This window comes from Photobacterium ganghwense (assembly GCF_017329545.1).
Classification (GTDB): domain Bacteria; phylum Pseudomonadota; class Gammaproteobacteria; order Enterobacterales; family Vibrionaceae; genus Photobacterium; species Photobacterium ganghwense.
Map to the genome: position 1 here is coordinate 1,545,417 of NZ_CP071326.1, position 14,518 is coordinate 1,559,934.

At 47.6% G+C, this 14,518-nt stretch carries 14 protein-coding genes; 6 read left to right on the forward strand and 8 right to left on the reverse strand.

Features of this window, described 5'->3' with window-relative positions; all coding sequences use genetic code 11:
• Positions 1-39: 39 nt before the first annotated feature.
• Complete coding sequence (gene fdhD, locus FH974_RS23140) at positions 40-903, forward strand: formate dehydrogenase accessory sulfurtransferase FdhD (RefSeq protein ID WP_047886152.1); 864 nt, start codon at positions 40-42, stop codon at positions 901-903.
• A gap of 249 nt (positions 904-1,152) precedes the next feature.
• Here fdhD and FH974_RS23145 read toward each other — a convergent pair whose 3' ends face one another.
• A complete protein-coding gene (locus FH974_RS23145) occupies positions 1,153-2,031 on the reverse strand; it encodes a mechanosensitive ion channel domain-containing protein (RefSeq protein WP_047886153.1) in 879 nt (292 codons plus the stop codon).
• A 525-nt stretch (positions 2,032-2,556) separates the two neighbouring features.
• Here FH974_RS23145 and FH974_RS23150 point away from each other — a divergent pair.
• Positions 2,557-3,837, forward strand: a complete 1,281-nt coding sequence (locus tag FH974_RS23150; RefSeq protein WP_047886154.1) for a mechanosensitive ion channel family protein — start codon at positions 2,557-2,559, stop codon at positions 3,835-3,837.
• Positions 3,838-4,100: 263 nt separating this feature from the next.
• Here the strand turns inward: FH974_RS23150 and FH974_RS23155 are convergent, their stop codons facing one another.
• Both FH974_RS23155 and dmsD read right to left on the reverse strand, forming a co-directional pair.
• The gene (locus FH974_RS23155) at positions 4,101-4,667 is read right to left on the reverse strand and encodes a 4Fe-4S binding protein (protein WP_047886155.1); all 567 of its coding nucleotides are present in this window, start codon (positions 4,665-4,667) and stop codon (positions 4,101-4,103) included.
• Positions 4,667-5,248, reverse strand: coding sequence for a Tat proofreading chaperone DmsD (gene dmsD, locus FH974_RS23160; RefSeq protein ID WP_047886156.1), 582 nt, complete (start codon positions 5,246-5,248; stop codon positions 4,667-4,669). Before dmsD ends, FH974_RS23155 begins: the two co-directional genes overlap by 1 nt.
• Before the next feature lie 408 nt (positions 5,249-5,656).
• Here dmsD and FH974_RS23165 point away from each other — a divergent pair, with 408 nt between their 5' ends.
• From FH974_RS23165 to FH974_RS23180, 4 genes are all read left to right on the forward strand, one after another.
• On the forward strand, positions 5,657-8,110 hold the full coding sequence (locus tag FH974_RS23165) for a DmsA/YnfE/YnfF family dimethyl sulfoxide reductase (RefSeq protein WP_047886157.1): 2,454 nt from the start codon (positions 5,657-5,659) through the stop codon (positions 8,108-8,110).
• A 10-nt stretch (positions 8,111-8,120) separates the two neighbouring features.
• A complete protein-coding gene (locus tag FH974_RS23170) occupies positions 8,121-8,735 on the forward strand; it encodes a DMSO/selenate family reductase complex B subunit (RefSeq protein ID WP_047886158.1) in 615 nt (204 codons plus the stop codon).
• Position 8,736: 1 nt separating this feature from the next.
• Entirely contained in the window at positions 8,737-9,582 is an 846-nt protein-coding gene (locus FH974_RS23175; RefSeq protein WP_047886159.1) for a DmsC/YnfH family molybdoenzyme membrane anchor subunit, read from the forward strand.
• A gap of 231 nt (positions 9,583-9,813) precedes the next feature.
• Complete coding sequence (locus tag FH974_RS23180) at positions 9,814-10,191, forward strand: PEGA domain-containing protein (RefSeq protein ID WP_047886391.1); 378 nt, start codon at positions 9,814-9,816, stop codon at positions 10,189-10,191.
• A 171-nt stretch (positions 10,192-10,362) separates the two neighbouring features.
• Here FH974_RS23180 and FH974_RS23185 read toward each other — a convergent pair whose 3' ends face one another.
• From FH974_RS23185 to FH974_RS23205, 5 genes are all read right to left on the reverse strand, one after another.
• Positions 10,363-11,034 (reverse strand): hypothetical protein, encoded by a 672-nt coding sequence (locus FH974_RS23185; RefSeq protein WP_146149704.1) that lies wholly within the window; start codon positions 11,032-11,034, stop codon positions 10,363-10,365.
• Positions 11,035-11,238: 204 nt separating this feature from the next.
• Positions 11,239-11,997, reverse strand: coding sequence for a carbon-nitrogen hydrolase family protein (locus tag FH974_RS23190; protein WP_207104256.1), 759 nt, complete (start codon positions 11,995-11,997; stop codon positions 11,239-11,241).
• Between the two features lie 104 nt (positions 11,998-12,101).
• Positions 12,102-12,551: a GNAT family N-acetyltransferase gene (locus tag FH974_RS23195; RefSeq protein ID WP_207103801.1), complete on the reverse strand. Its 450-nt coding sequence runs from the start codon at positions 12,549-12,551 to the stop codon at positions 12,102-12,104.
• An 18-nt stretch (positions 12,552-12,569) separates the two neighbouring features.
• The gene (locus FH974_RS23200; protein ID WP_207103802.1) at positions 12,570-13,199 is read right to left on the reverse strand and encodes a LysE family translocator; all 630 of its coding nucleotides are present in this window, start codon (positions 13,197-13,199) and stop codon (positions 12,570-12,572) included.
• 165 nt (positions 13,200-13,364) lie between these two features.
• Complete coding sequence (locus FH974_RS23205) at positions 13,365-14,414, reverse strand: NAD-dependent epimerase/dehydratase family protein (protein ID WP_053061891.1); 1,050 nt, start codon at positions 14,412-14,414, stop codon at positions 13,365-13,367.
• Between the last annotated feature and the right edge of the window lie 104 nt (positions 14,415-14,518).

Sequence of the window (14,518 nt, forward strand, 5' to 3'; positions counted from 1 at the left end):
CGTTTCCCGTTACGACCAGGACTTAAGGAAAACATCATCATGACTGATTCTGCGATAAACCTCATCGATATTCCGGACGTCAATTCTGCCCCGCCCTCGCCAGATACGTTCAGCTATCAAACGCTGGGGGATGAAAGCAGCGTTGGCCATTTTGCGCTGGCGAGTGAATCAGCACTGTCTATCAGCTACAACGGTATCAATCAGGCCGTCATGATGGTGACGCCGGGAAATATCGAAGATTTTGTCAAAGGCTTCAGTTTAAGCACCGGTATCGTTAATTCTTTCAGTGAGATTTACGATATTCAGTTATCGGCCGCCTGCGAGTCACACCACGCCGCCGTTGAGATTTCCAATCGAGCCTTCTGGGCACTTAAGAGCCACCGTCGTCAGTTAGCCGGTACCAGCGGGTGTGGTATTTGCGGCGTAGAAGCGTTGGAGCAAGCCCTGCCGGATCTTGAACCCTTGCAGCCGGTCACTCCGCCGGATGCAACGTTGTTTGCCGGTTTGCGGGATCGTATCAGCGAAGCCCAAATTGTTGCGCGTAAAAGTGGCGCTTTGCATGCGGCCCTGTATGCCGATCGGAGCGGTGATATTGTGCTGTGCCGGGAAGATATCGGCCGTCACAATGCACTGGATAAACTCATTGGCGCCATGGCAACGGAGCGGATTAATCCCCGTGAAGGGTTTGCTGTGATGACCAGCCGGTGCAGCCTGGAGCTGATCCACAAGGCCGTTCGCGCCCGTATCGGGACGCTGGTCACCCTCTCAGCCCCTACGGCGCTGACCGTACAATGGGCACGCAGGAACCACCTGAACCTGATCCACCTGCCGCAACATACTGCGCCCCGGCTCTACAGTCCGGCGCCCGAAATGCTCAATCGAAATGTGGTGTCATTCAGGTAAGCGAGAGGGTTATTCAGGGTAGATGACTCAGCCAATACTGCGGCCAGAGTTATGCGTTTAATGCCGTGATTCTCTCTCAGGTACGCACATGAATGTTTCTTTTGAAAGTGCCAACGGTGACATAAAACAAAGATTAAATAAAACACTGGCTTTTTAATATTTTGAAAAAAGGCAGATATAAAAAAGGCGACAACTGCCGTTGCCGCCCGATGATCGTAAACCTTAAACTTTTAAAGCCTGACGTCAGTATTAGGCGTTTTTAGTCAGGGGTTGAGGCTCAGTGTTTAAGTGAACATCCATTTGTGGATATGGAATCTCGATACCGTTCGCTTCCAGTGCTTCCTTAACCGCCATATTCAAATCCCAGGTAACCGGCCAATAATCAGAGCGCTGTACCCAAGGACGTACCACCAGGTTCACTGACGAATTTGCCAACTCTGTTACCCCGATCACCACCTCAGGATCTTTCAAAACACGAGGATCGCTTTCCACTGTTTCTTTCAGAATCTGTTTCACCTTCTGCAGATCCGCTTTGTACGATACACGGAACACGAAGTTGATGCGGCGGGTGTCGTATTTAGACACATTGGTAATCGGCCCGCGCATGATAGAAGTGTTTGGCACCACTACCATTTTGTTGTCCGATGTTTTCAGTACTGTCTGAAACAGCTGAATCGATTGAACCGAGCCAGCAACACCACCCGCTTCAATGAAATCTCCGGATTTAAAAGGACGGAAAACAACAATAAGTACACCGGAAGCAAAATTAGACAGCGATCCTTTCAGTGCCAGACCAACCGCCAGGCCTGCGGCCGAAATAACAGCAATAATGGAGGCAGTCTGAATACCGACTCGGCTTAGTACCGCGACCAGCACCATGCTAAACAAAGCGTAACGAATAATGCTGCAAATAAAGGCGCTGACGGCATCATCAATTTTGTTTTTTTGCAAAATTTTAGCAACGTTATTCGAAATTACTTTCGTTACCATGTTGCCCAAAAACAAAATGATGATGGCAGAAACAATATTCACACCATATTGAATAAAAAAACCAGAATGCCCAATCAACCAGTCATTAACCTGATTAATATTGTCAGCAAGCGGAATATTTTTTGACTCGACAGTCATCCTATCTCTCCCGAATAAACCGGATAGTTGTTAATATTATGTTTATCTTTCACTGCGGTAATTACATTACAAATACATGTGTCAGATTTTTCGCACGATATAGTAGTTTTGATTAATGTCAAAGAGGTTAAATGTAACTTGCGATGAAAAATTGACACTCACCTGACAGAAGAGCCATCCGGATGGATACAGGCCGGCGTCCCCTGTTCCCGCAGTCTATCAGCTTGCATTTTTCCGCTGGCATATACCCGGATTTTTAACGTGTCTACTGACAAATCACTGGGGTGACACGGAGTATTTCAAGATTGTTAAAAACAAGCAAGAACCGCCTCAATTCATATATAAACATTGCTATATGATTTATTGGGTAAATATCTCAACTTTGAACATTATTTAATTTCACTTATTACATTCCATGCTCTCTATAAATAATGTCAGGGGTTGTGTCTGATATATACGCGTAGTAGTCTTTTCCCTAACATAAAATCAAACCTAAACGATTACTCTTATAATCTGGAGACAATTATGTTGCAGTCAATCGAAGACTGGTTCAGTCAATATAATATTCAAATGTCGCAGCTTACCCAACTTGCCGAAGCGTTGGGGTTGATTGTACTTATCGCGGTGATCATTCACCTTGTTCTGCACCGTGGTGTAGTGTCATGGCTTAAGCGACGCGCTGACAAATCACAGGCCATCTGGCACCACGCGTTATTTAGCGGCAACCTGTTCAGTCGTATTGCTTTGCTGATTCAGGGGATCGTGATTGGGATTCAGGCCAACCTGTGGTTGTCCCAAGACAGCGCCGTACGGGAAGTTCTCCTGACGTTAGTTAACCTCTGGGTGGTCATGTACACCTTGCTGACGTTGTATTCTTTGCTCAGTGTGCTGGAAACCCTGCTTGGGCGTACTCAGGTAGGCCGCAATCTGCCGTTGCGAGGCATTATTCAGAGCATCAAGATTGTCCTATTCGTTATTGCGGCCCTAATGTTCACCTCGATTTTAATCGGGAAATCACCGGTGATTCTGCTCAGTGGTTTAGGTGCAATGACCGCTGTCATCATGCTGGTGTTCAAAGATCCTATTCTGGGGCTGGTTGCCGGTATTCAGCTATCAGCCAATAAAATGCTGAGTGTTGGGGACTGGCTGGAAATGCCGAAATACGGTGCTGACGGTGACGTGATTGATATCAGCCTGACGACAGTGAAAGTCCAGAACTGGGATAAAACCATCACCACCATCCCTTCTTATGCGCTGATTTCAGATTCCTTCAAAAACTGGAAGGGCATGACCGAGTCCGGCGGACGACGCATTAAACGCCATGTACTGATTGATGCCACCAGCGTGCATTTCCTGAGCAAAGAGGAAATAAACCATTTAAACCGGGCACAGTTACTGGAACCTTATATCAAACACAAGGTGAAAGAGATCACTGACTACAATGCTCAACACCATGTGGACGAGAGCTGTTGTATCAATGGCCGCCGTCTGACGAACCTCGGCAGTTTCCGAGCTTATCTGGAACGTTACCTGCGCGCTCACCCTGAAATTCGCAAAGACATGACGTTAATGGTTCGCCAGCTTGCTCCTAGCCATGACGGTATCTCCATGGAGATTTACTGCTTCACTAACACTACGGCCTGGGTAGAATACGAACGCATTCAGGCCGATATTTTTGACCATTTATATGCGGTTATGTCGGAGTTTGATTTACGTGTGGCGCAAGCCCCTACCGGCAGCGATTTCCGCCACTGGCACCAGGAGAAAGCCCAGACCAGCACACTGGCCAAAGTCAGTAATGGCTAAAAATTTCATCACGGTCATCTACCGACTCAAAGATTAATATCTAAGCGGCTCACACATCCCTCTGCTCACCCCGAACAGAGGGATGTTTTTTTAAGCACTCAATGTTTGAATAACAGAGAAAAATTAAATCCAATGGATTATCCCAATAGAACCATAAAGCAAAGATATCGCAGAGTTATAACAGAGAGCATTTAGTTAAGTGAGTAAAGCATTGGCGTTTAAAATACTCTCTTTTTAATCATTAAATTTATTACGCTTTAAATTTAGTACGCTTTGAAACGCAACTGAATAGCCCCCTGATAACACGCAGTACGGCATTGCCCGCAACCATCACAAAGCGAGTCATCAACCCGAGGGATCTGGCCATAAGATATGCTAATCGCCTGCTGCGGACACTGCTCAGCACAGGCATGGCATGCACCAGACATGCGATTTGCGCACCCATCAGAAAAGTACGGTCTTACTCCGATATCCCGACAGGCAGAAGATAACGCGGGGGTCGGACACACTCGTTGGCAGGCACCACACTGACTACAGTCATTATATTCCAGGTTAAGCTGAGGAAATTCCTTCTCCTTCTCAATCACGCCATTAGGGCACGCTTGTTTGCACAGGTCACAAGACTCACAAAACTCAAGGAACAACACTTCATCGACCGCCCCGGGAGGGCGAGGTACCGTCCTGATCACCAGCGGCACCTCAATATGCTTTGATGCTTTGCGCGCACCGGCGATCAGCCCCCGAAACAAACCACGCCGGCTGACGGTGTAATGCTCAAGACACGCCTTGTAATACCGCTCGTCCCTGCCGGGATCAGGATGATTGCTCATCAGAAATACACCTTCAGGTTCTCCGCAGTAATACCCCGTTCTTCCTGAACCAGCTGTAACCACTGCCGGGCAATATCCGCTAACAAGCAATAAGTCTGAGTCCGGGCATGTTCCTGCACCAGCGTCAGATACCGGTAAGCCCAAGGTAACAGGTGGGTTTGCAGCAACCTATCCACCGACAGGCCATCCTGCTCATCAGCCAGCTTTGCCAGTGCCATCAGCATGAGTCCGAACTGGTCTTCCGGCTCTCGCATACCCGTATCCAACGCCAGTTGGTTATCTTTTAAAAAGTGGCGGAATCGGATGGTCGATTCCCCGAAAATTACCTGCTCTCGGTCCAGATACACAGAGCCCCATGGCGGTGCTGGCATCACGTCACAGCCTTCAAACAGCTGCTGAAAATCGTCGGCCAGTTGCGCTGCCGATTCCTGTTCAATAGCCACCAAGACGGGGGCAAAAGGACTCTCCTGCCATCCTTCACTCTGCCGTAACGTATGGCACATCAACTGATTATTTTTGTGTGTAACCGGATAATAAAACAGGCTGCCAAGCAGTTTTGCAATGGTGGCAATATGCTCCATAAATACAGGCTCTCCATCCCCAGGTTTGTGTCGCTGTGATTGTCACCCGGCCTTATCAGGCAGTGTAATCAAGCAAGTTATCAGCTAATAACTTAGCCTAAGAGACCCGACAGTAACTTGTTTTAGAACAAAGTTAGCCTTTTCACGCGACGACTTTCCTTTTCCCGATAACCTTCTTAAACAAGGAAGCAAACACGAACGGTTATCACTTATAACACATTGATGTAGAGGCACTATTTTTCTTCTATCAGTGATCGGTTTCACATTACTTATTGATACCTGCCCGGTATACGTACTTTCTGTATGGTTTATTGACAAACAACAAGGTTAAACGTTTTCCCTTAACGACAATCGATAACAGGAACTACCACCAAAGTGGTGTGTGTGCGTTGCAAAGAGTGTCGTGTCATGAAATCAAAACTAAAACAGCTATTGGCACCTAAGTTCACCCGGCGGGACTTCGTCAAATCAAGTTCAGCGCTGGGGAGCCTGGCCGCCGTAGCCGGCAGTATGAGCCTGCCATTCAAGTCCAACCCTGCCCTGGCCGCATCTGAGCCTGCCTCTCCTCAATCTGAAGAAAAAGTCGTTTGGAGTGCCTGTACGGTTAACTGTGGCAGCCGTTGCCCGCTACGTATGCATGTTGCGGACGGCGAAATCAAATGGGTCGAAACCGACAATACCGGGGATGATACCTACGGTAGCCACCAGATTCGGGCCTGCTTGCGAGGCCGGTCAATGCGCCGCCGTGTCTATAATCCTGACCGCCTTAAATACCCGATGAAACGGGTTGGCAAACGCGGAGAAGGAAAATTCAAGCGGATCACTTGGGAAGAAGCGTACGACGACATCGCGAACAGTCTGAACCGAATCCGCAAAGAATACGGCAGCGAAGCCATCTACCTGAACTACGGCACCGGCACGCTGGGCGGGACTGTGACCAAATCCTGGCCGCCGGGCGGCACCCTGATTGCCCGGCTAATGAACCTGACCGGTGGGTACCTTAACCACTATGGCGATTATTCCACGGCGCAAATTGCGGCTGGTCTGAACTACACCTACGGTGGTTGGGCAAACAACAACAGTTTTTCTGATTTAGAAAACACCAAACTGATTGTGCAGTTTGGTAACAATCCGGCTGAAACCCGCATGTCAGGTGGCGGGCTTATCCACCACCTGATGGAAAGCAAAGCGCGATCCAACGCCAGAATGATCATGATCGATCCGCGTTACACCGACACGGCTGGTGGCCGGGAAGATCAATGGATCCCAATTCGTCCCGGTACCGATGCCGCGCTGGTTGCAGCCATCGCACACGTGCTGATCACCGAAAATATGGTCGATCAGCCGTTTCTGGACACATACTGTGTCGGCTACGATGCGAAAACCCTGCCAGCTTCCGCCCCTGCCAATTCAGACTATAAATCGTACATTCTGGGTCAAGGTGAAGACGGCATTGAGAAAACGCCGCAATGGGCCTCGCCGATTACCGGTATTCCGGTCGACATCATTGTCAAACTGGCCCGCGAAATCGGTCAGGCTAAGCCATGTGCCATTTTCCAGGGCTGGGGACTGCAGCGTACCGCCAATGGCGAGCTGGCATCCCGCGCGATTGCCATGCTGGCACTGCTGACTGGTAACGTAGGCATCAATGGTGGCGGCACCGGTGCCCGAGAATCGGACTACAACATCCCGTTTGTCCGCTTCCCGATCCCGGAAAATCCGGTCAAAACGGCCATTTCTATGTTCCTGTGGACTGACGCCATCATTCGTGGCCCGGAAATGACGGCCACCCGAGATGGGGTTCGTGGTAAAGACAAACTCGATGTGCCAATCAAGTTTATCTGGAACTACGCCGGGAACTGCCTCGTTAACCAGCATTCAGACATCAACCGCACTCACGAAATCCTTCAGGACGACAAAGCCTGTGAAATGATTGTTGTGATCGATAACCACATGACGTCGTCCGCTAAGTACGCCGACATTGTGCTGCCGGATTTAACCACCTCCGAGCAGGCGGACTTCTGTATGGATGGAAAAGCCGCCAATATGCCTTACTTCATTTATGCCGATAAAGCCATTGAGCCGCAATTTGAATCCAAAGGAATTTACGAGATTTGTACCGAGCTGGCCAAGCGGCTTGGCGTAGAGCAGGCCTTTACTGAAGGGCGTGATCAGGAAGGTTGGCTACGTCATCTGTACCAGTTGACACGCGAAAAAGATCCGTCGCTACCTGACTTTGAGACTGTCCGTAAACAGGGCATCGTCAAACGTCGCGATCCGAACGGCCATTACGTCGCGTATAAAGCGTTCCGTGAAGACCCGCTGAATAACCCACTGAGCACACCGTCCGGGAAAATCGAAATCTATTCTGAGCGGCTGGCTGAAATTGCCAAAGAGTGGGAGTTACCGGAAGGTGATGTAATTCACCCGTTGCCGATTTATGCGTCAACCGCTGAAGGCTGGGATGATCCAGCGCGCAGCCAATTCCCGCTGCAGCTGACCGGTTTCCACTACAAATCACGCTGTCACTCAACCTACGGTAACGTCGATATCCTGAAAGAAGCCGCCCGGCAAGAGATGTGGATTAACCCGATGGATGCCGACTCCCGCGGGATCAAAAACGGCGATCTGATCCGTATTTTTAACGATCGCGGCGAAGTGCATATCAATGCCAAAGTTACCCCTCGGATGATGCCTGGCGTTGTCGCCCTGGGTGAAGGGGCATGGTATGCGCCGGATGGTAAGAAAGTGGATCACGGTGGTTGCATCAACGTTCTGACAACTCAGCGTCCTAGCCCGCTGGCAAAAGGCAATCCACAGCACACCAACCTGGTGGAAGTGCAACTGGTGCAGAAAGCATAAGGTTTAAGCCATGAAACAATACGGTTTTTATATTGATTCAAGTAAATGTACCGGCTGCAAAACCTGTCAGCTGTCGTGCAAAGACAACAAAGATCTCAATGTCGGCGTTAACTACCGCCGTGTTTATGAATACAACGGCGGCAACTGGGTCAAAGAGGGAGACACTTTCCGCCAGGATGTGTTCTCGTACTATTTATCAATTGCCTGTAACCACTGTGATGAGCCAGCCTGCACCAAGGTGTGTCCGTCCGGTGCCATGCACAAGCGGGAAGACGGCTTCGTGATCGTCGATGAAGATGTCTGCATCGGCTGTAAATACTGTTCAATGGCCTGCCCTTATGGTGCGCCACAGTATAACGAAGAAAAAGGCCACATGACCAAGTGTGACGGCTGCTACGAACGCGTGGCTGAAGGGTTGGAGCCGATTTGTGTCGGTTCATGCCCACTGCGAGCCCTGGAGTTTGGCCCTATCGCCGAACTGCGAGCCAAATATGGTTCCAATGCTGACGTGGCACCATTGCCGTCGTCACTGAAAACCAAACCGAATATTGTCATCAAACCGAACCGCCATGCGCGCCCGACCGGCGATCAAAGCGGCTTCCTGGTCAATCCGAAGGAGGTATAACATGGCTTGGCATGAATGGCCGTTGATTCTGTTCACGGTACTGGCACAAACCGCTGTTGGCGCATTTTTGCTGCTGGGGGCGGTGATTCTGGGCAACAAGCTCTGCGTCGGGGTTACTGACCGCCTGCACAAAGGCATGTTCTTTATTTGGGTATTAATGGGGCTGGGATTTATGGCCTCCACCATGCACCTTGGCAGTCCATTGCGTGCTTTTAATGCCCTGAATCAGGTCGGCAGTTCCTGGTTGTCGAATGAGATTTTCACCGGCAGCCTGTTCTTTGCCCTGGGGGGTGGCTACTGGCTGTTGGAAATCCTCGATAAGGGGGCACAAAGCCTGCGTAAAGTTCTGCTTCTCGCAGCAATGACCGTTGGTATCGCCTTCATGTATTCCATGATTAAGGTGTACCTGATTGATACCGTGCCTACCTGGAACACAGTGTACACCCCACTGGCTTTTGTGCTGACCACCATCATCTCGGGGCTGATTTTTGGTCACCTGATTCTGGCAGGCGCGCAGCACAAATTAGCAAGGCTGGATAACGCGCTTCCGCTGTTTGGGGCAATTGCCGTGGCAGTCAGTCTGGTGGCAATAATCAGTCAGATGCTGAGTCTGGGTGAAATTCACAGTGCCGTCGTCAGCGCTTCCGAGCTGATCCCGAATCTGGCTCAGTTACAGATCCTGCGGGTCGGCTTACTGATTGGAGCCCTCGCAGTGTGGTTTATTCCCCGCCTGATGAATAGCCGTCCGGGAGTTGCGATCATCGCGCTCAGCTTTATCTTGGTGCTGTGTTCAGAACTGATTGGCCGCGGGGTCTTTTATGGTCTGCATATGACGGTTGGCGTGTAAGATAAGTCGTCTGAGAGGAGTAAATTTTCCAGAAAAACGATTTATAAGCTGACAATAAAACCAAATGTTAAAAGCGGGATGACATTGCATTAAACGTCATCCCGCTTTTTTTTTCGTTTTAGGTATAAAAACAGAGTCACTTCTCTTGATGATAGATAACTCAGGAAATAGACATATGTGCAGGCCATCTCTATAATGCCGCCCTTTGCACGCTTTATGAATCACAACTCTATGAAAAAATTACTAATTGCTTTTATCACTTTATTCACGCTAAGTGGTTGCGCAGCAATGTTTAATGGCACAAGCCAGCAAGTTTCAATTCGCAGTAAAAATCCTGATGCCCGCATTTATGTTAATGAGGCCTATTTGGGTGATGGAAACGTCATCACTTCTTTTAAGAAGAAATACGATTACACGATCCGTGTCGAAGAAGACAACTGCACCTCTGTGACCATTCCCGTCTCTAAGTCATTCGATGCTACCACCCTATTAGGGGTATTTATTGATTTTGGTGTCGTTTCAATCTTGGTTGTTGATGGTATTGGAACCGGGGCTTGGACACAGTTTGATCAGACAAGTTACATTGTTAACGCTCAGTGTAAGAAGTGATTGATGACAGGCCCTTATAAATAGGGCCTGTTTTTAGAATAAATATGTGCGGGTATTTACGTATTTATCCTTCCAGACTTTGCCTTCATCTCTAATGCTTCTTCCTAACTCTTCATTCCTAATGCTTCATACATCACTTCTTTAATTGATATCCGTTGCAACATGCATCCTTTAAATTGAATGCTTATAAAACAGAAGATAAGGCGCAAATGACAGAAGTTTTATTGGGAATATCACCCCATCAATGATCACAGTCACCGGAGTGATTGATATTTTTCCTGCTTTCACTATTGCTGAATCTGGAACTACGTTCTTTATATTAACGACAATGGGTTTTTCCAACACGTCAAAGGGGAAATCGCCTTCAATCTCATATCGCTTAGCTTCAAAGTTGAAGCCTTTTGACTGATACTTTATTTCGCCTTTATCGTTGGTTTCCAGTACATTTAAATCTATATATCTATTGATAAGTTCTTTATCATAAAAATCTGAATAATGTGGCGTTGGGTAAGTAGAATACGGTTTAATTAAAAGCTTGCCTTTAACCAGACCGCCTTCGACCAGCTTTAAGTCAAAAATTTCAAGATTAATATCAATCTCTCTGCTTGCTTTCGCATAGTCACACAGCAAGTCATCACAATTAATCACATAGCTAAACTGTTCTCCCAGAATGAGCAACATTGACGCTTTCTCATCGACATAGAATCCCTTTATCTTCTCCTGATAGGATGACTGTTCCCATACAGATTCCGTAAGCGACTTAGATTCCAAAAATTCCCTGTGGGAACAACCCGCTATAAGAAATATGAAAACGCATACCATTACTTTACGAAACAATCCCACTTTTATTTTTCCTTTCAAAAACGACTTTTTAGAGTTAAGAGCGAAACAATCAAACCACGCACAATGCACAATGCACAATGCACAATGCACAATGCACAATGCACAATGCACAATGCACAATGCACAATGTTTCAGCAACAGAATGCCGAAGCAACCGAATGACAAAGAAAACACAAGCAAAACCGGTTACACGTACCAACCCTTTTAGGTAATTTGCTGAACTTGAGCGGCGTAAACCTCATGTCCGTTTATTGAACACATGACCAAACAGTGCTCTTTTGATGCAGAACTCAGCACAACGTCACCGCTAGCATTCCAAATGGTGTTGTTCCCACATGCAGACCAACCGCCTGTCGAAGATATATGATTGCTTAACAGCACCGGAAAACGGTGTTTTGATGCAATGTTGGACAATATTTTGGTATCAGCCTCAAAGCCCGAGTCCGAAATCAACGCACTGGCGATATAAGCATCGGCACCCAACATTCGAGCGTTGAGTGAATGCGCTGTTGATGAGAAATCAGCACATATGGCAAGCCCAATTCGATAACCTTCGACATTGAAGACATAGTCCTCGGAACCTGACGCGCAAAACGTCCCTTCCCCTTCATGCAAATATTGCTTTGAATAAAACTCAATGGTTCCGTCGGGAAAGCAAATAACCGCGCCAATTGTCGGTTTGGCTGAGTTTTTTATGTTAAGAGGGCAACCGGCAATCACTACGATGTCATTTTCAATTGAAGCTCGGGATAACGTAGAAAAATGCGGTGATTGCGGGCTAAAAGCCAGTTCTTGAGCCAACTCCAGTTCATATCCAGTTAATGATAATTCTGGAAATACGACGACATTCGCGCCGTACAATGAAGACTGCGCAATCATAGTTAGATGGTTGGAAAGATTTGCAACCACATTTCCTTTTACGACCGGAATCTGAGCCAAACTTATCCTGATGCCAGTTTTCAACATTTATCCTTACTTTGTTGCCGTGACCATTCAATGAAAACAGTGCATTCCCCGTCCACGGGTTCAAGTCTGTTAAACAGTAAAACAACATAAAAGCCGCCACATTACAGCGGAATAAAATACGAGGTAAAACAACCTCCGTGTATTTGCCTGATTTCCACTTTACTCGCCCGACGCACCAGACTTTCATACTTTGGACGCGTACTTAGCAGGTTCAACACCACTTCTTTGTGTCCCATACTTTTCGCCTTGTCGAGCAACACCCTGAAAACCGAAATACCGATCCCCCAATAACGCTGCCGCAATACAACGGCGACTTCGTAGTCATCACCGTCTGGCTGGATTCCACACCATCCGGCTAACTGACCGTCAACGTCAATAGCTTGGATATAACAGCCTTTGATGGCATTCATTTCAGCTTTACGGCTTACCCACTCGTAAGCCGTCTGAACCGTAAACAACTCATGTTTGATTAAATGCGCCCTGACCTCACACTCATTCAACATAGCGACAAGTTCTTTTGGCGGAACATCACACAGGTCAATAAATGTCACACATTGCCTCATACTCTGTTAACCACGATTCACCGACGCCAGTAAAGCACCCGCCCCGATAAACCCGCCTCCCGTAATACGGTTAAACAACCTCGCCTTACCTGAACCAAATACCCAGGACGATGACTTTGATCCCAGATAGGCATACGTCAGTAACCAAGAGAGTTCTAACGTCACGAAGGTCGCCGCAAAGACCAGATACTGAGTCAGCATCCCCGCAGAAGGATTAATAAATTGTGGAAACAATGCCGTAAAAAACAGGATAGCTTTGGGATTACTGGCACCGACAATAAAGCCACTGACGTAGTGCTGCGTAAATCGAGTTTGGCTGTCACCGCACATAGTGACCGGCTCATATCTGTCCTGGGATGATGTCAGTGCTTTCACTCCCAGATAAACGAGGTAAGCCGCCCCAGTCCATTTCACGATATTGAACACCAGTTCAGATGACGCAATCACCATCCCCAGCCCGGTAAAAGACAAAGTCATTATGGCTGTGATAGCAGTTAAGCTGCCCAAAGCGGTATATGCCCCCGCTTTCCAGCCCGAGGTCACGCCTTTGGTCATGCATAAAAGAGAACTGGGGCCGGGTGAAGCCGTTAAAACCAACACGGCTAATGCATAAACCATCCATATTTCAAGTGTCATCTGGAAACTCCTTTTCCATAGATAACCCACTAACCTGTGAGATATTCAATAACGTGATACTAAAGCCAATGAACCTCTGTTTACAGCCTTTAGCACTGACTTTTTTCATTTGTTAATTGTTCTCTTAAAAATGTCTTTTGAATAAGTCCTCTTATTCGCTCTTATTCAATAGCTTTTTGTGAATGGCCATCCCTGAATTGCCCGAAAGAACAACTGCTCTCTGATGAGCTGTGCTTCCGCTTCCGGGCTTAATTGCTCATGTTGAATATCATCGGGAATCATCTTCGTAATATCAGTGTGACCTATCCATTCCATTATTCTTGATATTGTGTCACTCATTTCACTGATCCTGAAACCACATGACACGGCCTTGTCGTGAGAGATATTCATGTAAGACGCTTCATTATTACCTCTGGGCCGAAACAGTGGCAGCTCCCTGAACGTTAAGCCTGCGTTCTTGATTATTTGATTGTTTACCCACACACCGTGTTGAATACCCAGCAACTGCGAAAACGCTCGCCAGCTTATTTTATGTCCCGCCAGATTAAATTCACCGAGATACCTGTTTTCACTGACTCGTACAATAAAGCTGGCGACATCGGTAACATCAACCACCTGAAGAAAATCATTGCCATCACCGGGCAACATCACTGGTTGATTCTTGGCACGTAACAACCAGTAGGTCATTCTTCCGGATAGATCGTTAGGACCAACCATCACCTGAGGACGAAGTATGGTATTTCGACCCTCAAATATTTCATTCACAATAGACTCGCAAGCCGCTTTCAACGGGCCATACGTTTCATTGTCGACACATGTGATATTTTCATCGATCGGTGAATATCTCTCACTGCTTTCATTAATCATGCGCTCAGGGGATGGCAAAAATGCACGAACGGCACTGATATAAATGTAATGCCGGACTCTGTCACGCAACCAAGTAGTGCTTTCCCGTACCTGTGGTGCGGTGTAGCCGCACAGATCAATACAGACATCCCAGCAGTCGTCTAACACCTTTAGAGCGTCAATGCCCTTATTCCGATCGCCATAAAAATGCTGCACATGCTTCAGGGTAGCCATGCCAGCAAGGCGATAGCCTGGTGATTCGACGAATAACCCGCGGCTAAAAACGCTCACATTATGGCCCCGAACAAGGCACTGCTGAGCGACTTGCGCACCTAAAAAACCGGTGCCGCCTAACACCAAAATGTTCAATTGACCTCCTTGTCTTGCTGACGTCTCATACCTGAGCCGCTTATGCATCGCACGTAAATAACTTGAATGAGTGGCTCAAATATCTGACTCGATATTCGGTTTTT

What these genes read in the sequence shown, in the direction of transcription:
- FH974_RS23155 (WP_047886155.1), bottom strand. Translation starts at nt 4,667, where the DNA reads ATGAGCAATCATCCTGATCCCGGCAGGGACGAGCGGTATTACAAGGCG.
- FH974_RS23170 (WP_047886158.1), top strand. Translation starts at nt 8,121, where the DNA reads ATGAAACAATACGGTTTTTATATTGATTCAAGTAAATGTACCGGCTGC.
- FH974_RS23200 (WP_207103802.1), bottom strand. Translation starts at nt 13,199, where the DNA reads ATGACACTTGAAATATGGATGGTTTATGCATTAGCCGTGTTGGTTTTA.
- dmsD (WP_047886156.1), bottom strand. Translation starts at nt 5,248, where the DNA reads ATGGAGCATATTGCCACCATTGCAAAACTGCTTGGCAGCCTGTTTTAT.
- FH974_RS23180 (WP_047886391.1), top strand. Translation starts at nt 9,814, where the DNA reads ATGAAAAAATTACTAATTGCTTTTATCACTTTATTCACGCTAAGTGGT.
- FH974_RS23145 (WP_047886153.1), bottom strand. Translation starts at nt 2,031, where the DNA reads ATGACTGTCGAGTCAAAAAATATTCCGCTTGCTGACAATATTAATCAG.
- FH974_RS23165 (WP_047886157.1), top strand. Translation starts at nt 5,657, where the DNA reads ATGAAATCAAAACTAAAACAGCTATTGGCACCTAAGTTCACCCGGCGG.
- FH974_RS23150 (WP_047886154.1), top strand. Translation starts at nt 2,557, where the DNA reads ATGTTGCAGTCAATCGAAGACTGGTTCAGTCAATATAATATTCAAATG.
- FH974_RS23175 (WP_047886159.1), top strand. Translation starts at nt 8,737, where the DNA reads ATGGCTTGGCATGAATGGCCGTTGATTCTGTTCACGGTACTGGCACAA.
- fdhD (WP_047886152.1), top strand. Translation starts at nt 40, where the DNA reads ATGACTGATTCTGCGATAAACCTCATCGATATTCCGGACGTCAATTCT.